23 protein-coding genes are annotated in these 24,257 nt (G+C 35.7%); 20 read left to right on the top strand and 3 right to left on the bottom strand.

Annotated features, from left to right (window positions below; all coding sequences use genetic code 11):
* The first annotated feature begins 110 nt into the window (after positions 1-110).
* Positions 111-416, top strand: a complete 306-nt coding sequence (locus EUBDOL_RS03810) for a type II toxin-antitoxin system RelB/DinJ family antitoxin (RefSeq protein ID WP_022420824.1) — start codon at positions 111-113, stop codon at positions 414-416.
* Positions 413-649 carry a type II toxin-antitoxin system RelE/ParE family toxin gene (locus tag EUBDOL_RS03805; protein WP_004798674.1) on the top strand — a complete coding sequence of 79 codons (237 nt, stop codon included), beginning with the start codon at positions 413-415 and terminating at the stop codon, positions 647-649. Before EUBDOL_RS03810 ends, EUBDOL_RS03805 begins: the two co-directional genes overlap by 4 nt.
* Here EUBDOL_RS03805 and EUBDOL_RS03800 read toward each other — a convergent pair.
* Entirely contained in the window at positions 641-1,531 is an 891-nt protein-coding gene (locus EUBDOL_RS03800; protein WP_328284342.1) for an IS3 family transposase, read from the bottom strand. The two genes, EUBDOL_RS03805 and EUBDOL_RS03800, sit on opposite strands and share 9 nt — an antisense overlap.
* The gene (locus EUBDOL_RS03795; RefSeq protein ID WP_004798671.1) at positions 1,528-1,818 is read right to left on the bottom strand and encodes a transposase; all 291 of its coding nucleotides are present in this window, start codon (positions 1,816-1,818) and stop codon (positions 1,528-1,530) included. The genes EUBDOL_RS03800 and EUBDOL_RS03795 overlap by 4 nt, the downstream gene beginning before the upstream one ends.
* A 120-nt stretch (positions 1,819-1,938) precedes the next feature.
* On the opposite strand from EUBDOL_RS03795, the gene EUBDOL_RS11795 reads away from it, so the two are divergent.
* From EUBDOL_RS11795 to EUBDOL_RS03740, 12 genes are all read left to right on the top strand, one after another.
* Positions 1,939-2,064, top strand: a complete 126-nt coding sequence (locus tag EUBDOL_RS11795; RefSeq protein WP_004798668.1) for a hypothetical protein — start codon at positions 1,939-1,941, stop codon at positions 2,062-2,064.
* Between the two features lie 284 nt (positions 2,065-2,348).
* Positions 2,349-3,242, top strand: coding sequence for a glucose-1-phosphate thymidylyltransferase RfbA (rfbA, locus tag EUBDOL_RS03790; protein ID WP_004798666.1), 894 nt, complete (start codon positions 2,349-2,351; stop codon positions 3,240-3,242).
* Positions 3,239-3,814, top strand: a complete 576-nt coding sequence (gene rfbC, locus EUBDOL_RS03785; RefSeq protein ID WP_004798664.1) for a dTDP-4-dehydrorhamnose 3,5-epimerase — start codon at positions 3,239-3,241, stop codon at positions 3,812-3,814. The genes rfbA and rfbC overlap by 4 nt, the downstream gene beginning before the upstream one ends.
* 1 nt (position 3,815) lies before the next feature.
* The gene (gene rfbB, locus EUBDOL_RS03780; RefSeq protein WP_004798662.1) at positions 3,816-4,844 is read left to right on the top strand and encodes a dTDP-glucose 4,6-dehydratase; all 1,029 of its coding nucleotides are present in this window, start codon (positions 3,816-3,818) and stop codon (positions 4,842-4,844) included.
* Position 4,845: 1 nt separating this feature from the next.
* Positions 4,846-5,691: a dTDP-4-dehydrorhamnose reductase gene (rfbD, locus tag EUBDOL_RS03775; RefSeq protein WP_004798660.1), complete on the top strand. Its 846-nt coding sequence runs from the start codon at positions 4,846-4,848 to the stop codon at positions 5,689-5,691.
* A gap of 173 nt (positions 5,692-5,864) precedes the next feature.
* A complete protein-coding gene (locus EUBDOL_RS03770) occupies positions 5,865-7,271 on the top strand; it encodes a 6-phospho-alpha-glucosidase (protein ID WP_004798657.1) in 1,407 nt (468 codons plus the stop codon).
* A 13-nt stretch (positions 7,272-7,284) separates the two neighbouring features.
* Positions 7,285-8,574: a PTS sugar transporter subunit IIC gene (locus EUBDOL_RS03765; protein WP_004798655.1), complete on the top strand. Its 1,290-nt coding sequence runs from the start codon at positions 7,285-7,287 to the stop codon at positions 8,572-8,574.
* A 20-nt stretch (positions 8,575-8,594) separates the two neighbouring features.
* Entirely contained in the window at positions 8,595-9,107 is a 513-nt protein-coding gene (locus EUBDOL_RS03760; protein WP_004798653.1) for an RDD family protein, read from the top strand.
* A gap of 19 nt (positions 9,108-9,126) precedes the next feature.
* Positions 9,127-9,843, top strand: coding sequence for a MurR/RpiR family transcriptional regulator (locus EUBDOL_RS03755; RefSeq protein ID WP_050750074.1), 717 nt, complete (start codon positions 9,127-9,129; stop codon positions 9,841-9,843).
* 5 nt (positions 9,844-9,848) lie between these two features.
* Positions 9,849-10,145: a PTS sugar transporter subunit IIB gene (locus EUBDOL_RS03750; RefSeq protein WP_004798650.1), complete on the top strand. Its 297-nt coding sequence runs from the start codon at positions 9,849-9,851 to the stop codon at positions 10,143-10,145.
* The gene (locus tag EUBDOL_RS03745) at positions 10,145-10,447 is read left to right on the top strand and encodes a PTS lactose/cellobiose transporter subunit IIA (protein ID WP_004798648.1); all 303 of its coding nucleotides are present in this window, start codon (positions 10,145-10,147) and stop codon (positions 10,445-10,447) included. The genes EUBDOL_RS03750 and EUBDOL_RS03745 overlap by 1 nt, the downstream gene beginning before the upstream one ends.
* A gap of 352 nt (positions 10,448-10,799) precedes the next feature.
* Entirely contained in the window at positions 10,800-15,812 is a 5,013-nt protein-coding gene (locus EUBDOL_RS03740) for a discoidin domain-containing protein (protein ID WP_004798644.1), read from the top strand.
* Between the two features lie 206 nt (positions 15,813-16,018).
* Here EUBDOL_RS03740 and EUBDOL_RS03735 read toward each other — a convergent pair whose 3' ends face one another.
* Positions 16,019-17,233: an FtsW/RodA/SpoVE family cell cycle protein gene (locus EUBDOL_RS03735; RefSeq protein ID WP_004798641.1), complete on the bottom strand. Its 1,215-nt coding sequence runs from the start codon at positions 17,231-17,233 to the stop codon at positions 16,019-16,021.
* 390 nt (positions 17,234-17,623) lie between these two features.
* Between EUBDOL_RS03735 and EUBDOL_RS03730 the strand changes: the two genes are divergently transcribed.
* The 6 genes from EUBDOL_RS03730 (at position 17,624) to mutL (ending at position 24,255) form a co-directional block, all read left to right on the top strand.
* Positions 17,624-18,217 carry a type IV toxin-antitoxin system AbiEi family antitoxin domain-containing protein gene (locus EUBDOL_RS03730; RefSeq protein WP_022420834.1) on the top strand — a complete coding sequence of 198 codons (594 nt, stop codon included), beginning with the start codon at positions 17,624-17,626 and terminating at the stop codon, positions 18,215-18,217.
* Positions 18,214-18,411: a nucleotidyl transferase AbiEii/AbiGii toxin family protein gene (locus EUBDOL_RS11625; protein WP_004798638.1), complete on the top strand. Its 198-nt coding sequence runs from the start codon at positions 18,214-18,216 to the stop codon at positions 18,409-18,411. The genes EUBDOL_RS03730 and EUBDOL_RS11625 overlap by 4 nt, the downstream gene beginning before the upstream one ends.
* Positions 18,412-18,418: 7 nt before the next feature.
* Positions 18,419-19,072 carry a nucleotidyl transferase AbiEii/AbiGii toxin family protein gene (locus tag EUBDOL_RS03725; protein WP_004798637.1) on the top strand — a complete coding sequence of 218 codons (654 nt, stop codon included), beginning with the start codon at positions 18,419-18,421 and terminating at the stop codon, positions 19,070-19,072.
* A 397-nt stretch (positions 19,073-19,469) separates the two neighbouring features.
* Positions 19,470-19,679: a hypothetical protein gene (locus tag EUBDOL_RS03720; protein ID WP_004798633.1), complete on the top strand. Its 210-nt coding sequence runs from the start codon at positions 19,470-19,472 to the stop codon at positions 19,677-19,679.
* Between the two features lie 41 nt (positions 19,680-19,720).
* Positions 19,721-22,261, top strand: coding sequence for a DNA mismatch repair protein MutS (gene mutS, locus EUBDOL_RS03715; RefSeq protein ID WP_004798630.1), 2,541 nt, complete (start codon positions 19,721-19,723; stop codon positions 22,259-22,261).
* Positions 22,262-22,275: 14 nt separating this feature from the next.
* Complete coding sequence (mutL, locus tag EUBDOL_RS03710; protein ID WP_004798628.1) at positions 22,276-24,255, top strand: DNA mismatch repair endonuclease MutL; 1,980 nt, start codon at positions 22,276-22,278, stop codon at positions 24,253-24,255.
* Positions 24,256-24,257 lie beyond the last annotated feature (2 nt).

Below are 24,257 nucleotides of genomic sequence, written 5' to 3'. Positions count from 1 at the left end.
AGGTAGATTGGTAGCTTGTTTGCATATAAAAGTGTATTGCTTATATCAATACATCACAGTATAATGAACATAGAAAGAGAAACACTGTTTCTATGAAAGGAGTCGTTGTTATGGCAAAATCAGCAAGCGTATATGCAAGAATTGACCCTGTATTAAAGGAACAGGCAGAAACCATATTATCTGCACTTGGTATTCCTACCTCTAATGCGATTGATATGTTTTTTAAACAGATTGTTTTAAAAAAAGGACTTCCTTTTGAAGTGCGATTGCCGTATGAAAACCCTGTCTGCATGGAGTCGCTTAATGAAGAGGGATTGAATGCAGAGCTTGAAAAAGGATATGCGGATATTTTGGCAGGAAGAACAAAGCCCGCAAAACAGGCATTTGCCGAAATGCAAAAAGATTTTGATTTATGAAATTTGCAGTAGAATTAACAGAAAAAGCCGACAGAGATTTAAGGAATATCTTTCTTTATATTAAAATGGATTTGTGTGCACCTGCAATTGCAGAAAAGCAAATCAAACGATTATGGAAGGCTATTCTATCCCTTGATGAATTACCGGAACGTTATCGCCGTTATGAAAAGGAACTGGTACTATGTCAAGATTTCGGACAACTAAAATATAAGAATTTTCAATTTTTAGTTTAAATTATTCTGGTAGTAGTTTTTTTCATATTTGTTTGGAGATTGGTAATCACAATGAGAATGTATTCTTACTGTATTGTAAAATCCTTCTATGTATTCAAATACCATCTGATAAGCTTCTGAATAGTCATTTATCTTTTTTCTGTTTAGCCATTCTCTTTTTATCAATGCATGAAATGATTCTATGCATGCATTATCCCATGGATTCCCTTTTTTAGAGTAACTGCCGATCATTCCTACCGTTAGATTATAGTATTTTTTTGATGTGAATTGAACACCTCTGTCACTGTGTATTACTACCGGATTATCTGTTTTTCTCCTCCTTTTTGCTTCTTCCAGACATTTTAATACTTCCTCTACTTCCATTGTTTTTGTTAGTTTCCAAGCTATTATTTTTCTTGAGTATAAATCCATTATACTTGTCAGATACACAAATCCTTCTTCCTGTGTCCAAATATAGGTTATATCTGTACACCAGGCTGAATTCGGCTTTTCAGGATTGAAATTACGTTTTAGAATATTCTTCAGTTTTGATGAAAAATCACAGTCCTTAGTGGTTATTGTGCATGGTCTGATATAATGGGCTTTAATACCCATCTCACGCATAATATTGCCCACATATTTTTCGCTGACTTTTATTCCTGACTGATTCAGTTTTACAGTTATTTTCGGTGCTCCATAAATTTCATGTGATTCTTCATGAATTGCTTTTATTTTTTTACTGAGTTCCTGTTTTCTAACTTTTTGTTTAGAAGGTTTTCTGTTAACATAATCATAATATCCTGATTTACTGACATTAAGTTTATCGAGCATACCGGAAATCGAAGCATTATTATCATTCTGCTTTTTTATTTTGATTTGATAATAAAGTTCCTGTTTCGTTATTTTCCCAGTATGCCAATAGCCTTTTTTAAGACATCAAGCGCATCCTGTGTATCTTTAAGCTCCTTACGCAAACGAGCAATTTCTTTAGCTTCATCACTAGAGAAATTACCAGAACCTCTGGAAACAATAGTACCATTATTTTTATCAGCATCTTTCACCCATTTATGAACAGTACTGTCAGCAATGTCAAAACGTTTAGCAATAGAAAGTTTAGATTCATCAGGATGATCAAGTACATACTGAACAACTCCTTGTTTAAATTCATCTGTAAATGTAGGTTTAGCCATAATTAAATTCCTCTTCTTTCTGTGTTAATAATTTATGACAGTATACCATAAGATGCTTTAACTCTCACATTTAACTGATACGGTTTTTATTCTAGCATCAAACTGTGGCATCGTCGAGGTATGCGAGTTCTTTCGATAGATAACTTCGTTATTTTATATATTCCTTACTTGGAAGAAAAGGTTGTGCGTATCGTTACTGTCATGTATGGCGGTCGTGATATAAGTGAACAGTTAAAGAAAATTTAATACGAGAAGAATATGTCATATAGTGTGAGAATAAGCAGTTGATTGTTATGATCGACTGTTTTTTATATCCGTTTTTCAAAGCAAGAAGCAATATTGTTAAGGATATGCAATAAAAAATCAGGCAGTAAGTAAGCATAAAATAAAACAGAGATTTAAAATGACAATATAAAAGAAGAATTAGATAGGAATTTCATAAAATCCGTTGACTCTGACGTTACGTAATGGTTTATACTGAACTTGCCTACATAAAGAAACTATTTATGTATTCATAGGAGGAAAATGAAATGAAAGGTATTATTTTAGCCGGTGGCAGTGGAACAAGATTATATCCATTAACCAAAGTAACCAGCAAGCAACTACTTCCGATTTATGACAAACCGATGATTTATTATCCGATGAGTATTTTGATGCGTGCCGGAATTCGTGAGATTTTAATTATTTCCACACCTGATGATACCCCTCGCTTCCAAGAGTTGTTAGGGAATGGAAGTCAGTTTGGTGTAGAATTAAGCTATGTGGTGCAGCCTTCTCCCGATGGATTGGCACAAGCCTTTATTTTAGGAGCGGATTTTATCGGTGAGGATTCTGTGGCTATGGTATTGGGAGATAATATTTTCCATGGACATGGACTTACCAAGCGCTTGCGTACCGCAGCGGAAAAGGAAAGCGGCGCAACGGTGTTCGGCTATTATGTAGAAGATCCTCAACGCTTTGGTGTTGTGGAATTTAATGCGGAAGGCAAGGCTGTTTCTTTAGAAGAAAAACCGACAGTGCCAAAATCCAATTATGCTGTTACAGGGTTATATTTCTATGATAATCGTGTTGTTGAATATGCGAAAGGATTACAGCCAAGTGCACGTGGAGAGTTGGAAATCACCGATTTGAATCGAATATATTTAGAAAATAATGAATTAAGTGTAAGTCTTTTAGGTGATGGTTTTACTTGGCTAGATACGGGAACGCATGAATCCTTGGTAGATGCGACCAACTTTGTAAAAACGATTGAGGAGCATCAGCATCGAAAGATTGCCTGTCTAGAAGAAATTGCTTATGACAACGGCTGGATCGATCGTAAGCAGTTAGAGGCAACCTACGAGGTATATAAGAAAAATCAATACGGTGCTTATTTGAAAAAAATCATGGATCGTAAATATATTGATAAAGGAGTGAAAGAATGAAAGCTATAAAAACAAAAATACCCGGTGTTTTAATTATCGAAACCGATGTATTCGGAGATCATCGCGGATATTTTAGTGAAACATATTCCAAGCCTAAATATGCAGAGCTTGGAATTGATGTAGAATTTGTACAGGATAATATGTCATTCAGTGCCCAAAAAGGAACACTTCGTGGTTTGCATTGGCAAAATCCTCCCTATGCACAGTCCAAATTAGTATCTTGCACCAAAGGAGCAGTCATTGATGTAGCAGTGGATATTCGCAAAGGAAGTCCTACCTATGGAGAATGGGTTTCGGTGGAATTAACTGCGGAAAATCATCGTCAGTTCTTTATCCCACAAGGCTTTGCACATGGTTTTTTAACAATCAGCGATGATGTGGAATTTCGCTATAAGGTAGATAATGTTTATAATAAGGAATCCGAGGGTGGTATGCGATACGATGATCCTAGCGTAAATGTCGATTGGGGTTCATTGCTGAATGGGATTGAACCGGTATTGAGTGAAAAAGATGCGCATGGACCTACTTTAGAAGATGCCAATAATCAATTCGTTTATAAGGAGGAAGCGTAAGATGAGATTTTTAGTAACCGGAGGAGCCGGATTTATCGGCGGTAACTTTGTGCATTATATGGTAGAAAACTATCCTGATGATATGATCGTAAATTTGGATAAGCTGACCTATGCCGGAAATTTAGAAACATGTAAGCCGGTTGAGGATAAGCCAAACTATAAATTTATCAAGGGAGATATTGCCGATCGTGAGTTTATCTTTGATCTGTTTGAAAAGGAAAAATTTGATGTCGTAGTAAATTTTGCGGCAGAAAGTCATGTGGATCGCTCAATTGAAGATCCGGAAATCTTTGTGAAAACAAATGTTATGGGAACGACCACCTTGTTAGATGCTTGTGTGAAATATGGCATTACTCGTTATCATCAGGTATCCACAGACGAGGTGTATGGTGATCTCCCACTTGATCGTCCGGATTTATTCTTTACCGAAACCACACCACTGCATACTTCAAGCCCGTATTCCAGTGCAAAGGCAAGTGCGGATTTGTTTGTTTTGGCATATCATAGAACTTATGGACTTCCGGTAACGATTTCTCGTTGTTCCAACAATTACGGACCATATCATTTTCCGGAAAAGCTGATTCCGTTGATGATATCAAGAGCGCTTGCGAATGAAAGCCTACCGGTTTACGGTACCGGAGAAAATGTACGTGATTGGCTGCATGTATATGATCACTGTGTAGCGATTGATTTGATTGTACGCAAAGGCCGTGTCGGTGAGGTTTATAATGTCGGAGGACATAATGAGCGTACCAATCTTGAGGTTGTGAAAACTATTTTAAAGGCATTGAATAAGCCGGAAAGTTTGATTAAGTATGTCGAGGATCGCAAAGGACATGATATGCGTTATGCAATTGATCCTACTAAGTTGGAAACAGAACTAGGTTGGGTTCCTAAGTATAACTTTGATACCGGTATTCAACAGACGATTCAATGGTATCTTGACAATAAGGAATGGTGGCAAAATATCTTGAGTGGTGAATATCAGAATTACTTTGATAAAATGTATAAGGAAAAAGGACGCGTATAATATGAAGCTGTTAGTAACCGGAGTGAAAGGACAGTTAGGCTATGACGTTGTAAAGGAAGCAGAAAAGCGTGGAGTAGAAGCTGTCGGTGTTGATATTGATGAAATGGATATTACCGATGCAAAGCAGGTGCGTGAGGTCATAACCAAGGGAGGCTATGATGCGGTTGTGCATTGTGCGGCATGGACAGCGGTGGATAAAGCCGAGGATATGGAGGAAGCTTGTCGTAAGGTAAATAAAGAGGGAACGGAAAATATCGCACAGGTTTGTGAAGTATTGGATATTCCGATAATGTATTTTTCAACCGATTATGTGTTTAACGGACAAGGCAGTGAGCCTTGGAAGGAATATGATAAAAGAGCTCCTCTGAATGTTTATGGACAGACCAAGTATGAGGGAGAACTAGCAGTAGAAAAACTAGCGAAACACTTTATTATCCGTATTGCATGGGTATTTGGTAAAAATGGAAATAATTTCATTAAGACGATGCTTCGTCTTGGTAAGGAAAGAGGCGCGATGAGCGTAGTAAATGATCAGATTGGCTCTCCTACTTATACCTATGATTTGGCAAAGCTTGTTTTGGATATGATTCAAAGTGATAAATACGGTACTTATCATGCAACGAATGAGGGGATTTGCAGTTGGTACGAATTTGCTTGTGAAATCTTTAAGCAGGCAGGTATGAATGTACAGGTTACACCGGTATCAAGTGATGAATTTCCAACAAAGGCAAAGCGCCCTTGCAATTCTCGTATGAATAAAACGGAGTTGGATAGAAACGGATTTGATCGTCTGCCGACGTGGCAAGATGCGTTACATCGTTATTTAAAGGAATTAGAGATAGAATGACATGGCAAAAGCTGTGTCATTTTTTTTGATATTTATCGTTTTTACTGCGTAACAAGTTACGGTTTTTGGCACATTTTACTAAAACATGTTTAACTATTTACATTGTATTTAATTAGAATATACTACAGTTATAAAGAACTAGATCTAGTATGAATTAAGAAAGGAAGGTATTTATGAAAAAATATTCCGTTGTAATTTGCGGTGGTGGAAGTACGTATACTCCTGATATGATGGAGTTATTATGTATGATGCAGAATGACTTCCCTTTACGAAAAGTTATTTTGTATGATATTTATAGCGAAAGACAAGAAGTAGTTGGTAAATTCGGAGAAGTAATGTTTAAAGAATATTATCCGGATTTAGAATTCTTTTATACTACTGATAAAAGGAAAGCATTTGAAGATATTGATTTTGCTTTTGTGCAAATTCGTGCCGGCGGCTTGAAGCAAAGGAATAATGATGAAAAAATTCCATACGAATTTGATTGTATCGGTCAGGAAACTTGCGGACCCGGAGGTTTAGCATACGGAGTTCGCAGCGTAATACAAATGGTAGACTTGATTAAAGATATTCGTACATATAGTAAAGATTCTTGGATTATTAATTATTCTAATCCGGCGGCTATTGTTGCGGAAGCAACGAAGCGTATTTTCCCTAGTGATAAAAAAATTGTAAATATTTGTGATATGCCAACTTCTGTATTAGATGCATATTTACCATTGATTGGAGTGAAACGATCTCAAATATATCCACGCTATTTCGGATTGAATCATTTTGGGTGGTTTACCGGATTATACGATAAAGAAACAGGACATGATTATTTACCCGATTTATTAAAATATGTGGAAGAAAATTATGATGAAATTCATGAAATGTTTAAGAAAAAAATTAAAGATAAAAATGATCATTGGGCAATTACATTCTTGGATCATTTAGAAATGCTACATGATTTTCCATACTCATTACCAAATACCTATAACTTATATTATTTATATCCGGATAGGACGTTGAAGCACTATAATATCCACCATACTCGTTATGATGAGGTCATGAACGGAAGAGAGGTTATGGTATTTGATTATTGTAGAAAAATTGCAGAGCTAGGAAGAATGAAAGGTACTGAGTTTGATATTTCTAGTAAAATCAATCCGGATTATACAGTTGATAATCCCCAAGCATCATCAACTGTTTATGCAGATAATGATGTCCATGCGTCTTATTTAGTAGAGTTGGTATTATCTATTATTAATAATGCAAATGAAATTGCACTCGTTATGATTAAAAACGATGGTATTTGCCAAAATCTAGATAGTGAGATGATGCTAGAGGTATCTTGTCGTATTGGTAAGGAAGAAATTGTTCCTCTGCATTATGGAAGTGTACCGGCATTTGAGAAAGGATTGTTAGAAAACCAGTATGCTTGCGAAAAATTATTGGTTGATGCGATCTTAGAAAAAGACGCATTGAAATTAAGACAAGCGTTTACGGAAAATCGTATTGTAAGAGATGGGGACTTAGCAAAAAAATTAATATCTCGTTTTATCGAAGTAAACAAAGATTTATGGCCAACATTTAAATAAGGGAGGAAAGTTTATGAAAAAATTAACAGATTGGCTAGAGAAAAAAGTTTATCCAATTGCGATGTTTTTTGAACAAAACAAGTATTTGTCATCTATTCAATATGGAATTATGTTAACTATTCCATTGTTACTGTTAGGAGCTTTTGCTTGCATTATCAGTGATTTTCCTTGGCAGCCTTATCAAGACTTTATGATTCACTTATTTGGTGAGGAAGCATGGGCAAGTTGGAACTGGAGTGTATTAAATCCTGCCACATTTGGTTTAATTGGGTTTGTTACATTAATCGGTACATCTTATGAATTGTGTCGAAAAAACAATGTATCTATGATGCCGGGTGTTATTGTTTCCTTGATGAGCTATTTCTTACTCATTGCATTAGATGAAAACAGTATGTTATCTATGAATGAATTCGGATCATCAGCATTATTTTTAGCAATCATTGTATCAATTGTGTCATGTGAAATTTATGCATTTTGTTTAAAGAAAAATTTGGTAATTAAAATGCCGGGAAATATTCCAAAGTTTGTAGAGGAGCAATTTACAGCTTTAATTCCAACACTGATTTCCGGTGCGTTGTTTATAACTGTTCGTTTTATTATTCAAACAACGCCATTTGAAACAGCCTATAATTTAATTTATGGATTATTACAAGCACCATTAACAGGTCTTGGTACATCTTTTGTCGGTACAATGGTGATAACATTCTTGAACTCTTTCTTATGGTTCTTTGGACTACACGGAACAAATGTTGTTTCCGCTGTTATGACACCTTTATGGTATGCAGCACGTGATGCAAATTTGTTAGTATATCAAGCTGATGCATTGGCATTAAGACCGTATATCGTTACCAATGACTTTGCCAATATGATTATCTTCTTAGGAGGAACAGGACTTACTATTCCACTTGCAGTAGAAATGATTTTCTGTTGTAAATCAAAACGTATTCGTACGATTGGAAAAGGTGGTTTATTACCGGGTATCTTTAATGTAAACGAACCTATTATATTTGGATTACCACTTGTTATGAACCCTGTTATGGTAATACCGTTTGTTTTAGTACCGATAGTTTGCACCGCACTTGCTTACTTTGCAATGTCTTTTGGGATTGTTCCATTACCAACTGGTGTTGCAGTACCTTGGACAATGCCGTTTTTCCTAGGTGGGTGGCTAATGTGTGGTGATATTCGAGGCGGATTATTGCAAATTGTGATTTTAATTATAGCGGGAATTTTATATTACCCATTTATTAAAACATTAGATAAAAAATATTACGAAGAGGAACAAGAAGTAACTGTTGAATAAGATATAGGGGTGGATACAACATGATTAGAAGATTAATAGCCTATGCGATTGATTGGTATATTATGTCATTCTTTATGAATGTAATATTAGTAATATCATATTATTTTAGTCAGGGAAAATTAGTAGCAGGGTTCGTCTCAATAGAATTTTTTGAACCATCACTACAAATCCTTTTATTGATGATATTATCCATATTCTTTATTCTATATACATGTGTATTCCCCCTTATATGGAATGGTCAAACATTAGGAAAGAAAATAGTAAAAATTAAAACATATTCTTTTCGAAAATTATCAATGTTATCTTTACTGATTCGAAATTTTATCGGTATGATTTTGATTGAAGGGTGTTTCAATCCTTTGAGTAACTATATACGAATGGTAATTATGGAATTTGTTGGAAGAAATACGGTAGAACATCTCGTAACAATTTCAATGATTATTGGTCTTTTATCGCTTGTTTGTATGGTAGTAACAAAGAAGAAAAGAATGTTGCATGATATCATCTCAAATACCTATGTTAATATGGTATAATCAAATAAAAGGTGATGTAATGAACATTAATGAAATAGAAAAAAACAATAATTTGAGAGCAAATGAAGTTACGATTTTAAAAGAGATTTTATTAAGAATTCAAAATGGGAGAGCAAAAATTCCTATTCGCGAAGTCGCAAAAAGTTCTTATGTTTCTACTACCAGCATTGTTCGATTAGCAAAAAAATTAGGGTATAGTGGCTATAATGAAATGCTGTATAGTTTAAAAGGTGATTTGGTAAGTAGTATTGAATATAGAAGTAGTGATGCGATTCGCTCAATTACAATGTCAGAAGCATCTTTAAATACGATTGATACCTTGATTCAAGAAATATTAAGCCTAGAGTATGAGAGATTTCATGTGATTGGAATTGGATACTCCGGTTATGTTGCTGAATATTTTTGCGATAAACTTCTCGAGTTAGATTATTTTGCGACAACGAAAAGTCCCTTAGATTTTGAGCATTATAAGAAATCATTGATTTTGTTTATTAGTGAAAGCGGAGAAACACAAGATTTAATTTTTATTGAAGAAAGATGTCAGGCATTGGGATATAGTGTATATGTGTTGAGTGCAAATATGAAGGGCACTTTATGTCAACATGTGAAAAACAGTATTATTCTGAAAAAAGGAAGAGAGCAAAAAAATTCTCCGAATTATTTTATAGGAAATGGGATTAATTTAGTTGAAAGTGTTTTAGCAATTATAAAAGCTAATAAAAAAGAAAGGGTGTGAGTTTAATGGTACATGTCTTATTGATTTGTTCTCAAGGAGCTTCAACTGCAATTATGTGTGATAAAATTCGTCAAGAAGCACAAAAGGACGGGGTGGAAATGGAAATAAAGGCAGTTCCGCTTGCGACTTCAAGCGACTATATTTCACAAGCTGATATTATTTTATTAGGTCCTCAGATTCGTTATATGAAAAAGAAGGTACAAGCAGAGGCAGGTAATACATTGGTAATGGATATTGATATGCAAGCTTATGGAATGATGGACGGAGCGAAAGTATATAAAAGCATCAAGGAGAATTTATAATGAATGAAAATGTTTACGAAAGTATTTGCTTTCAAATTATTTCTTATGCAGGCACTGCCAAAAGTTGTTTTTTAGAAGCGATAGAAGCAGCAAAGACCGGAAGTGATTATATCTCACTCCTAAAAGAAGGAAATGATGCTTTTCAAAAAGCAAGTGAAATTCATCACCAAGCTTTACAAAAAGACACAAATCGTGAATTAGAATTAGGTCTGTTGTTAATGCATGCAGAAACGATTTTATCAAGTGCCGAAACAATTCGTGATTTAGCTAATACGATTATTATGTTAATTGAGAAAAAGTAAAATGTATTCGATTTAAGAAATAAAATGATCCCACTAAAGTAGAAGCACAAAGTAATGTGTATAATGGAGGTGGGATTTTTCTGTGGAGAGAAATTCGAAATTACAAATTCTATTTTGAATCAAAAACATCAAAACTTGAATTGTTAAATATTGCCAAATGGACAGAATTATGATAATCTTTTATGGTAAGCGCATACATTTTGAGTAGCAGATGGGAGGAGAAACAAATTCAAATATACTTATTTAGAATATGCATATAATTAACTCGTGTCAACTTAGTTCAATAGTAGATAGAAAGGAAAAGGTATATTAAAAATTCAATCGAATTGACTTTAATATATCCGGAGAAAAAATGAACAAGAAAAACTTAAAAAAAGTATTGAATGCAGTATTAGCGACCGGTATGGTTTTGCCGACAATGACTTCACCTATTCATGTATTTGCGGAAGGTACAGCAAATCCGGTTTTTGATGAAGCAACAAAGAATTCTTCAAACGACACAGCAAAAGAACAGGCACAAAGTGAAACACCGATGAATACCAATTTAGCATTAAATAAGCCGGTTAAGGCAAGTGCTGAATTTTCAACAATGCCTGCAAAGAATTTAACCGATGCCGATGAAGAATCACGTTGGTCTACGGAAGTAGCGCCACCACAGTGGGCATATATTGATTTGGGACAAAGTTATTCCATGAACACCTTTAGTGCTATTTTTGAAAAAGAAGATGTATATGCAAGCGATTATAAGATTTATGTATCTGATGATGTAAATAACTTCGGAAAACCGGTTGTAGAGCGCAGCGGTAATAAGAAAGTTAAAGTCGTTGAGGTATTGAAAGAACCGGTAAAAGGGCGTTACGTTAAATTAGAAGTTACCGGTATGTATGGTTATCAAAGTGTATCTTGTAGAGATTTTAAAGTATCATTGACTGATGGTGAACTACAAGATCCTATGGAAAACGTAGCTCTGAAAACAAATGCTAAAGCTTCTTCGATTGAAGCTGAATCCGTAAAAGCAAGCAATGCATTTGATGGAAATGCATCAAGCAGAGATTCTAGATGGGGAAGTGATGTAGGAGACGGACCTCATTGGATTTATACCGATTTAGGAAAAACTTTAGATGTTAAAACCGTAAAGGTTTTCTGGGAAACAAGAAAAGCAACCGATTATCAAATTGATATTGCCACTGAAAATCCTGAAAAAGAAGAAAGTTGGACAACGGTTTATTCCAATAAGAACAAACCTTCTACTAAGAACGAGCGAATCGTTTTAAAAGATGTGCAGAAAGCCAGATATGTACGTTTAAAGGTCAATGCTTTTACAAGTGAAGATCCAGATGGTGGAGACAGCTATAATAGTATCTCTATCTATGAAATGGAAGTATATGGCGGAGAAATCAAGGAAGATAGTTCAGAAATCGGAAATAAGATTTCCGTTGAAAAAGTACAAAAAGGTGATAAAAAATTAAAAGTTAATATCCCTAACTCAGAGGATTATGAAATCACGTATAACGGTACAGATTATGAACAGGTTGTAGATAAAGATTTAACAATTTATCAGCCGATTGTAGATACAGAAGTAAAAGTATCCTTTAAACTTGTGGATAAAAAGACACAAGAATATTCATTTAAAGAAATTCCTGTTACCGTTCCTGGACAATATGAAGTTACAGAGAAGGATAACAAAGCACCGCTTGTATTACCTGAATTAAGAGAATGGAAGGGTATGCAAGGAAACTATGAATTGACATCTTCCAGCCGTGTAATTTATGCAAGTGCAGACTTGAAAGAAACCGCAGAAATTTTTGCGAAAGATTATTTAGATATGACAGGAAAGAAGCTTACGGTTATAAGCGGAACAAAGGAAGATGCAAATAAAGGCGATATTTTCTTTGCTTTAACAAAAGATACATCAAAAGGTTTGATGGAGGAAGGAAATCTTATTACCATTGATGATGCAGTTACTGTTGAGGCTTATACACAGACGGGAGCATTCTGGGGAACCAGAACCATTTTGCAAGCGTTAAAGCAAGGCAATAACACCAGCATCGCAAAGGGTATTACCCGTGATTATCCGCTGTATCCGGTACGTGGATTCATTTTAGATGTCGGAAGAAAGACATTTACAATGGATTATTTAGAGCAGTTAACAAAAGAAATGTCATGGTATAAAATGAATGACTTGCAAATTCACTTAAATGACAACTTAATTCCTTTAGAGGATTACACAAATAAAGGAAAAGATCCGATGCAGGCTTATTCAGGCTTCCGCTTAGAATCAAATATTAAAAAAGGCGGAAACAACGGTTTGAATAAAGCCGATTTGACAAGCACCGATGTGTTCTATACAAAAGAAGAATTTAGAAATTATATTCAAGAATCAAGAACTTACGGTGTAAACATTGTTCCGGAAATTGATACACCTGCTCACTCATTGGCACTTACAAAGGTTAGACCGGACTTAAGACATGGTACAAGCGGAAGACAAAACGACCACTTGAACTTGACAAGTAAATATGACCAAAGCTTGGAGTTTGTAAAAAGTATCTTTGCGGAATATATGACAGGAACCAATCCGGTATTCGATGAACAAACAACAGTTCATGTTGGTGCTGATGAATACAGTGCTGATGGAAATGCTTATCGTAAATTCTGTAATGATATGTTAGCGTATGTGCAGAATTCCGGCAGAACCGCACGTATTTGGGGAAGCTTAACTTCTATTAAAGGTGATGTAGATGTTACCAGCAAAGATGTTCAAATGAATTTATGGAACTTCGGTTGGGCAAACATGGATCAAATGTATGAAGAAGGCTTTGACTTAATTAACTGTAATGATGCGCATTACTATATCGTTCCTGCTGCTGGATATTATTATGACTATTTAAATAATGATATTATGTATAACTTGGCGATTAACTCAGTCGGTGGTGTAACGATTCCGGCTGGTGATGAACAAATGATTGGTGGAGCATTTGCAGTATGGAATGATATGACGGATTACTTAAATAACGGTATCAGTGAATATGATGTTTACGATCGTATCGAGCAAGGCTTACCATTGTTCGCTGCTAAGCTTTGGGGAAAAGGTGTTTATTCACAAGAACAAGCACAAAATGTTTCCGATCAGTTGGGAGATGCGCCAAATACCAATTTCGCTTATGAAGTTGAAAAAGATAAAGATGGTGTTATCTTACATGAAACATTCAATGATGTAAGTAAAGCAAAGAATGCAACAAAAGAAACTGTTGATGGAAAAGAAGCATTGAAGTTAAACGGAAGCGAAAGCTATGTTCTTACAAATGAAAAAACCGCAGGTCTTGGAAATGATCTAAGAGTAAAAGTAAAACGTACTTCTACAAGTACAAACGAACAAGTATTGTTTGAATCTGAATATGGAAGCATCAAGGCAGTACAGAAGAATACCGGAAAAGTAGGTTTCTCAAGAGAAAACTATGACTATTCTTTCAATTATGAATTGCCACTTGATGAATGGGTAGAATTGGAATTCAAAAATACGAAGGATCGCACAGATTTATATGTAAATGGTAAGCTTGTTGATTCTATCAATCCAAAAGAGGATAAGACTTCTAATGAATTGGCTGACTTAACCGGAAATTATAAACCATTGCATGCAACTACTATGCTTCCAATTACAACAATCGGAAGTAAAACAAATGCCTTTGTTGGTTATGTAGATGATATCAGAGTCGGAACAGATGCTACATTTGCTTCAACGATGGAATTGGATTACGCATGTATTACGGCAAATCAATTGTTGAAAGAAAATGATGCATTCGCTGATTTATTAAAAGAAGCGGAAAAAGTATTGGCAAAATACAATCCAACACAGGAAGAAATCAATACATTAACACAAAAGATACAAAAAGAGATTTCTGCAACCGAGTATAAAAAAGCTGATTACACGAGAGTTGATGAATACTTAGCACTTATCAATGAGGAGTATTTGGAAATCTATACTGAAGAAAGCAGAAAAGAACTGGAAATTGTTGTAGCCGGTATCAGAAGAGATTTACCGGTAAGCATGCAATCTACTGTTGATGGCTATGCTACTCAGTTGGCAAGAGCAATTGCGAACTTGGAATTAAAGGCACAGGTGAATGTAAATTACATTGATTCATCTACCATTAAAGCAACTGCATCATCATATCAAAAGGACGGAAGCTCACCAGATAAAGTGTTAGATGGAGATACTTCTACTATGTGGCATACCGATTGGACAGTTACGAAAATGCCTCATTGGATTACGCTGGATATGAAAGAACCGAAATATATCAACGGTTTAACGTATGTTCCTCGCCAAACCGGAAGCAATGGTAATGTAACAAAATATGAAATTTATGTTAGAGATAGCGAACCGACAGGTACGGAAGTAAGTGAGGCAACCGGCTGGAAGAAGATCAAAGCGGGAACACTGAAAAATGACAGTACAGAGAAGGTAATTGGATTTGATGAAGTTAAGACACGTTATGTTTCATTGAAATACATTGAAGCAGTAGGAAACAACGGTTCCGCTTCTGAGATTAAATTGCATAATGCAAGAGCTGTTGCAGATACAAGCGGATTGGAAGCAATTATAAAAGATGCAGAAAAGGTTCAAGCAGATAAATATACAGCAGCTTCTTATGCTGTGCTGCAAGAAAAACTAAATAATGCGAAGGAATTGTTGAAGCAAACAGAAATCATTGCCAATGATGCGGAAATTGCAAAACGTGAATTGATTGATGCAATGGTTCGATTGGTATTAAAAGTTGATACGTCCGCATTAAAAGAGTTGGTTGAACAATCAGAGGCATTGTTAGAAGAAGACTATACAAGTGCTTCATGGGCTAACTTTAAAGAAGCATTGAATTTCGCAAAAGAAGTATTGGCAAAATCTGAGGTAAGCGAGGCAGAATTGGAAGCAGCTTATTTAAGATTGTTGAATGCGCAGTCTGATTTGGTTGCTATATATTCAAAAGAAAGCTTGGCTTCACTAATCAATCAAGCAAATTCATATAATCAGGCAGATTATACAGAAGCATCATGGAAGAAATTGAAGGATGCCTTAAACAATGCAAATGTTGTATATGATAATGAATATGCAACATTAGATGAAATCAAATCCGCGATTTTAACATTAGAATCTGCAATTTCATCATTAGAAAAAGCAGAGGTTCCGGGTATTGACGAAGAACCTGGAAATGGAAGTAACAATCCTACAAAACCGGGACAAACGCAGCCGGGTGATGTTGGAACAGGAGATAGCACAAATACAGGACTATATGCTTCAATGTTGGCACTAAGTAGCTTCGGTGCTGTTATCCTAGCTGTAATTAAGAAAAAGAAAGCCTTAAAAGATTAAAAGGCTTAAGTGCTGCATAGCACTTTGAAGAATCGTGCATAAAAGGCAGTCGATTGGAAAATCGGCTGTCTTTTGTATAATAAAAGAGATAAGTAAATCCTATTTAGGTTTGCTTATCTCTGTTTTTGAGCAGTATTATAAGTGTTAAGATTATAATAAAATGCTATAAAAAGCAGCTTGACTCGCTGCTTTTATGACTATCTATACTATATAAATTCATTGGTATTGTTTCGAATACTGGCATTCATGATGATTCCAAAGGCTGCCAAGTAGGATAAAATAGAGCTTCCACCGTAGGAAATCAATGGCAGTGTAATTCCGGTTACCGGTAATAAGCCTATGATCATACCGATATTTTGGAATTGCTGATAAAGCAGTAAACCGAGGATACCGCAAATGAAATACTTTTCAAACATATTATGCGATTTGGTTGCGATTCGACATAAATGGATATCCAAGGCTAAGCATAAAGCCAATATCGCAACACAACCGATAAAGCCCCAGCTTTGTCCGATGACCGCAAAAATGAAGTCGGTATGTGCCTCTGGGATAAATACAAGGTTCGCTCCCATACCATAACCGCTAAGTCCGGCAGAACCGATTACCATCAAGGCAGTGTAGGTCTGCATACCGGCATTGCTAATATCGCTTTCTGGATTTAACCAAGTCGTGATACGCTGTAAGCGATACCCGTTTGTCCCTCCGATCAGCTTATTTAACAAATCAAATTGAAAGAAATACATATAGAAAAATAAAATAAGACCAATTACAAGAATAGAACCTAATACAATGAGCCATTCTCGTTTGATACCGGAACAGATAACCATTGCCAATAAGGAAATACCGATAATTAACACAACACCGGTATCCGGTTGTAATAAAATCAGGACAACCGGTGGAAGTGCCCATTTTGCTACTTCCATAAATAAAGAGAAGTCCATTTCATACGATTCAGTTGGATTGTTTTGATTATGCTCATCAATAATACCGGCTGTTAAAATAATAAGCACGATTTTCATATACTCACTTGGCTGAAACGAACCGATAACCGGAAAATTAAACCATGAGGTAGCACCATTTACCGTAGTAATCAAATATAGGAAGCGTTCATTTCCGGTAAATTTATAATAAAGATGCCCAATGACCAACAACACCAAGCAGCCCATAAGAATCCAATAGGCAAGCTTGGCAAGCTCTAAGATACCGTCATTTCCGATATAGATGAGAATGGCAATTACAAGAAAGCCAAGAACATAAAAGCCTGCCTGCTTGATTAGATTTTGCATACCTGCCGCTTCTCCAATCAAACCAAAACTGGAGTAAATGGAAATTAAGCTTACCACAGCCATTAACACCAAATAAAGCGCCAGCAACATGTCAATATGATTTGGACTTTTGCTTTTCGATAAGTAATTCTTCATGCGTTTTCTCCTTCAAGTCGTAATTATTATATCACGTAAAGAATAGGATATCATAAATGAAATGAAATTGTAAGAGAACTTGTTTTATGCTTTCTGTGCTAGAATTAAAAAGATATGCAAGCAGCATGGATTATGTAAGTAATATTTGACCATGTTATAATGGATAAAGTCGTACGATAATAAATGATTATTTACATCGTCAAAAGATTAAGTAAAAATTCGAAAGATAAGTATTATTAATACTATAAAAATACCTTTGTGTTCTAATTAGTTAGCCGATTTTGTAACTTTCAGTATATTTGTTGACTCATTACATTAAGCGAAAGCTAATAATATTGCTTTTCACACATCATTTTGATAAAATATAATGTGTTAAAATAGGTGATGATCATGAATAGTATGAATAGAATGAAAAATTTAATAAGTAAATCCACTAGTGGAATTATCAGTACACAAGAAGTTTTCGAAGAAAACATTACAAGAAACACATTAAATAAGTTTATTAAAAATGGGGAACTAACAAGATTTGGTCGTGGATTATATACCATTAATAGTGCTTGGGAAGATGATTTTTTCTCATTACAGAAAAAATATAGGAAAGGTATCTATTCTCATGATACTGCCTTATACTTATTAGGCTATTCTGATCGTACACCTAGTATTTATACAATGACCTTTCCTAAAGGATATAATAGTCCCTCCATTAAACAAGAAAATATTAAAGTAGTGCGAGTTATTCCCGATAATTATGATTTAGGTATTATTGAAATACAATCGCCTAGTAATAACACTATTCGTATCTATAATTTAGAAAGAACCCTTTGCGATATTTTAAGAGGTAAAGGTAGCGATATTCAGATTATAAATGCAGCAATGAAAAAATATGCGATTTCAAAAGAAAAAAACATTAATCTACTTATGCAATATGCAGAACAATTAAAGGTTAAAGATAAAATATTACGTTATATGGAGGTACTTCTATGATTACAAAAAATGCAATGCAATTTAAATCCATAATAAAGAAAACGGCAAAAGAAAAGAATATTTCTCCTCAACTTGTAATGCAAAATTACATGTTAGAAAGATTATTAGAAAGAATTTCATTATCTAAATATCATGATAATTTCATTTTCAAAGGGGGGCTTTCTTATTTCTTCAATCGTAGGATTAAGTTCTAGAGCGACTATGGATTTAGATACCACAATTAAAGGTTTTACCTTAACACATGAATCAATCACAGATATATTCAAAGAAATTTGTAATATTGAAATTGATGACGATATTACATTTGAATTTTTAAATGTAACTGACATTAGAGAAACAGATGATTATCCAGGAATTAGAGTTTCAGTAAAAGCTAACTATTCCCCTATTAGCGTTCCATTAACAGTTGATGTAACCACTGGAGATGTAATAACACCTAAAGAAATAAAATATCATCATAATTCTGTATTCGAAGATAAAATAATTCATGTATTAGCATATAACTTAGAAACAATTCTTGCAGAAAAAATAGAAACTGTTCTTTCAAGAAGTATTGCTAATACTCGACCTAGAGATTATTACGATATTTATATTTTATACTTTCTTCATAAAAGTGATATTAATTTTTCTACATTAAGAGAAGCTTTAGAAAAAACAACAATTAAAAGAAGAAGTACACATATATTAAATAAATATGAAGATATATTAGATACTATCAAAAATAATAAGCGACTTCACGATATTTGGGATAAATATTCTAAAGATTATGATTATGTAAAAGACATTTCGTTTGAAATGACTTATGAAGCAATTTCATCAATTTTATCAAATATTTATAGCGGTGTTCTCGTATGATAAATTAATGTTTTATAGTGGCAAATTCACTTTTAGTTTACTGGGAAAGAAAACTATTCTCATCAATATTGGGATTTTTCATCAACAGAGAAATTTCTAGATAATATAATTATTATAAATATTCAAAAGAAGAATGTATAAACTTATATTCTGAATGGCTTAAAAGAGTTGTTACAATCATAAAAACAAGAACTAAGAATCTTGAAAAAGAAATTAAAAATGCCTCTTAATATTTCTCTTTTTCAACAGTCAAAAAATAGTATTTAGGAAAATCAGAAAGATTTTGATTTGATTTTAGAAACATATAAACACCATGGTTACAAGAAAGTGGCAAGAAGTATTCAATGTATCTCTACATAAAGGGATTCAAATGAATGTGAAGAAGATAAGATGACTAATGAAGAAGTTTGGACTCTTTTGCCCGATTCGCAAAGTCAATCCATATAGACGAATGGCAAAAGCACTAAAGACAGATGCAATCGCAGAAAATATCGCCAATAGGAATTTTGCACAAGAGCCAAGAAAAGTAATTTTAACCGATATAACCTATCTAATTTACAAGGGAAAAGCGGAAAAAAGCATTGAAATTTCTTACAATCAAAGATAAAAATTTGTTATAATATAGGTTACGAAATAGGAGTTGATGAGATGGCAAAGGCAAGCGGATATACCCCGATGATGAAGCACTACTTAGAGGTAAAGGAACGCAACAAGGACGCAATTATTTTTTATCGCTTAGGTGATTTTTATGAAATGTTTTTTGAGGACGCTAAGACAGCTTCCAATGAATTGGACTTGGTATTAACAGGCAGAAATGCCGGTGTAGAGGAAAAAGTACCAATGTGTGGGATTCCTCATCATGCTGCCAATGGCTATATTCAGCGTTTGATCCAAAAGGGCTATAAGGTTGCTATTGTAGAACAGCTGGAAGATGTAAGCAGCGCAAAAGGATTGGTAAAGCGTGATGTCATCAAAATCGTAACTCCGGGAACGATCATGGACGAAGTCAGCGATGAAAAAAATACGGTTTACATTGCTGCTTTGCATGACTATCAATTCGGCTTGGCGGTCGTTTTATGTGAAATGACTACCGGAGAAATGCGTGCACAGCTGATTGATAAGCAGGTCATGGCAATTCAAAAGGTCATTATGGGCAACAATGTTCGTGAGGTTGTCGTAAGCGATGGTTTTGATAAAAAGATGTTAAAGATGCTGGAGGATATGCCACAGGTAACACTGTCTTATCAGAAAAACAGCGAAATCAAGCCTGCCTATATGCATTTATTAAGTGATATTGAGGATACACGTATTCATCAAGCCTTTGGTATTTTAACCAATTATTTAGATGATACCCAAAAGCGCAGTATGGCACATTTAAACCATGTGGAATTTGTCTATGAGCATGACTATATGCAAATGGACTTTGCGACCAAGCAAAACCTAGAACTGACACAAAGTATTCGCAACAATGCCAACAGCACTACACTATGGAGCTTTTTGGACAAATGTAAAAGCTCTATGGGTTCAAGAACCCTACGAAAATGGATTGAATATCCGCTATTAGATGTCAAAGCTATCAATAAGCGTTTAGATGCCATTGAGTTTTTAAATGATAATTTCATTACGAAAGATGAATTAAGAGAACATTTAAGCTATGTCTATGATATGGAACGCTTAAGTGCCAGAGTTGCGTATGGCAGTGCCAATCCAAGAGATATCGTACGTTTGATCAAAACTTTGGAGCATACACCGGCAATTTTTGAAATCTTTAAGGATTGCAGTGCGTATGAGGAATTTCAAAGCATTGATCCTTGTATCGCACTTTATGACAAAATCAAAGATGCCATTGTAGAAGAACCGCCCCTTAGCTTAAAAGACGGTGGAGTGTTTGTGGAAGGCTACCATGCGGAGCTTGATGAGGTTCGCCGCATCGGAAAAAGCGGAAAGAATTGGATCTTGGAGTTAGAAAATAAAGAACGTGAAAGAACCGGTGTGAAATCCTTAAAAATCGGATATAATCGGGTGTTTGGTTATTATATCGAGGTTACCAAAGCCAATCTGGATCAGATTAAAGAAGAATTTGGCTATATTCGTAAGCAAACGCTGGCGAATGCGGAACGCTTTGTAACGCAGGAATTGAAAGAAAAAGAAGATGCCATTGTGCATGCACAGGAAAGAAGCATTCGTTTGGAACAGGAATTGTTCCATGCACTCTTAAGCGATATTTGTGTTTATCTGCCAAAACTTCACGATGTTGCCAAAGCACTGGCAACGATTGACGCATTGTATGCTCTTTCTGAAATATCAAGCGAAAACGGTTATACAAGACCGCACTTTCATAGTGAGCATGCGATTTTTATGGAGGAAGCACGCCACCCGATCTTGGATCGCAGTATGAAACAAACACGCTATGTATCTAACAATTTGGATATGAGCGAGGAACATGATATCTTAATGATTACCGGTCCGAACATGGGCGGTAAATCAACCTATATGCGACAAACGGCATTGATTGTTGTTATGGCACAGATCGGCTGCTTTGTACCGGCTGCCAAAGTTGATATGCCAATCTTCGATCAGATCTTTACCCGTATCGGCGCAAGTGATGACATTATGTCCGGACAATCGACCTTCATGGTAGAAATGATCGAGGCAAACAACGCATTGCAAAATGCAACTGCCAATTCTTTGATTTTATTCGATGAAATCGGGCGTGGTACTTCTACTTACGATGGTATGGCATTGGCACAAGCCATGATCGAATATATCACCAATCATATTCATGCCAAAACCTTGTTCTCAACGCATTATCATGAGCTAACCGATATGGCGGTTCATAACCAAAGCATTCGCAATGTGCATGTTGATGTGCATGAGGAAGATGATCACATAACCTTCCTTTATCGTATCAGCGATGGGAAAGCAGATAAATCCTATGGTATCAATGTGGCTCGCTTAGCGCATTTACCGGATTCAGTATTAGAAAGAGCCAATCAATTATTAGAACAGTTAGAGCAACAGGATCAAGGTGTGGCAAATATTCAAGCACCACAGATTATCCAAACGGAAAATCCATTGCATAAAGCAGTTATTGAACGCATCGAAGCAGTGGATATCAATAAAATGACACCGATGGAAGCTATGCAGTGCTTATATGAAATAAAAGCTAAATTACATACAGATAAATAAGGGAGGTGTCCGTAATGGCACGCATTCATCAGCTTGATGAGCATTTATCCAATATGATTGCGGCCGGTGAGGTCGTGGAAAGACCAAGCGGTATTGTCAAGGAACTGGTAGAAAACAGCATTGACGCAAAGGCAAAGCATATTGAAATTCAAATTCTGCAAGGCGGCATTGACTGCATTACCATTATTGATGATGGGTGTGGTATGGACGCACAAGATGCAACCCTTGCTTTTGAACGCCATGCGACAAGTAAGATTCAAGCGGTTGACGATCTTTGGAAAATTTCCACCATGGGATTTCGCGGAGAGGCACTGCCTTCGATCGCCTCTGTTTCACAGGTAACACTGCGTACGAATGATGGTATAGATAGCAGTGAAGTTATCATTTATTACGGTACGCTAAAAAGTGCTCGTCCATGTGGAACACCGAAGGGAACGATGCTGGAGGTCAGAAATTTATTTCAAAAAACACCGGCACGCTTTAAGCATTTAAAAAGCCCGCAATATGAGTTTTCTTTGATCTCCGATGTCGTACAGAAATTTGCTATTTCTCACCCCAATATCGGCTTTGAACTATCGCATGATGGACGCTCTGTTTTCAAAACAAAGGGAAATGGAAACTTAAGAGAGGTATTGATGCAGATATACGGACGTGATGGCGCCAAAACAGCCATTGAGCTGCATGGACAGGACTTGGATTATACCATTCGTGGGTATGCTTTACAGCCGCAGTTTCAAAGAGCTACCAAATACTATGTGCTTTTATATATCAACGGGCGTATGATCCGCAATTATCATTTGCAAAAGGCAGTTATGGACGCGTATGCACCCTATATGCCAAAGGATCGCTATCCGATTGCCGTTATCAATATGGAAATGGACGCACAGCTTGTCGATGTAAATGTGCACCCATCGAAATGGGAAATCCGCTTATCAAAAGAAAAACAATTGGAAAAGCTGCTGTATCAAACCATAAAAGCGGCGTTAATGCAGGATATGGAGGTACCCAATATCCAAGCTCGTAAGGAAAACAAAAAAGAGAAGATAGAAATACAAGAACTTCAATTTACCTATCCACGCGATCAAGAGGTTAAAAAGTTGCATACAGAGGTAAACGACAGCTTTGTTCATTATAATGGAAAGCCAAAACAAACGATAACAGAAGAAAGCAAGGTACAAGTTGATAAGGTTGAACCCCAAGAAGCACCTGTGGAAGCGGAAAAACAAGAAAGTGTCGATAAGAAACAGGAGCTTAGCGAAAGTCAATCAAGTGATACACAAGCACCTATCAAGGATCAAGTGATAGAAGAAGTTTCTACCACCAAGCAAGCCGAAACATTGTTTAAGGACATTGTGCCTATTCAAGAGGTCGTCATGAAAGCAGAACAAGAACCTGCTTCGGAAAGTATAAACCCAAGCCTTCCACAGCTGCATGTTATCGGACAATTTCATAATTCCTATATTTTGGCGGAAGGCGAAAAGGGCTTGTATATCATCGACCAACATGCGGCACAGGAGCGCTATCATTATGAGATGATTCAAAAACAAATCCTAAGCGGAGTGAAGGATACACAGCCGCTTTTGATTCCGATTACAGTTGAAACAACAATATCCGCCGTTTCACGTATTGATGATTTGAATGCGCTGTTGGAACAGGTAGGCATTCATTTTGAGGTATTCGGAAATACGACATTGTTATGTCGAGAGCTTCCTATTTGGCTAAAGGATACAAAGGAAGAAGCCTTTTTACAGGATATGATCGACCTTTGGCAAAAGGACGATGAAATCAGCTTGGACAAGCTAAGAAAGCATACGATCGCAACAATGGCATGCCATAGCTCGATTCGTTTTCATCGCTCCTTAACTATGGAGGAAATGAAACAGGTTATTTTAGATTTAGGAAAGTGTGAACAACCCTTCCATTGTCCACATGGCAGACCGACACTGATCTGTTATGAGGATAAGGACTTGATTCATGACTTTGAACGGGGGTAAGT

Source organism: Amedibacillus dolichus DSM 3991, from assembly GCF_000154285.1.
Taxonomy (GTDB): domain Bacteria; phylum Bacillota_I; class Bacilli_A; order Erysipelotrichales; family Erysipelotrichaceae; genus Amedibacillus; species Amedibacillus dolichus.
The sequence above is the reverse complement of the archived record's forward strand: the minus strand, read 5'-3'. Positions and strand labels throughout refer to the sequence as shown.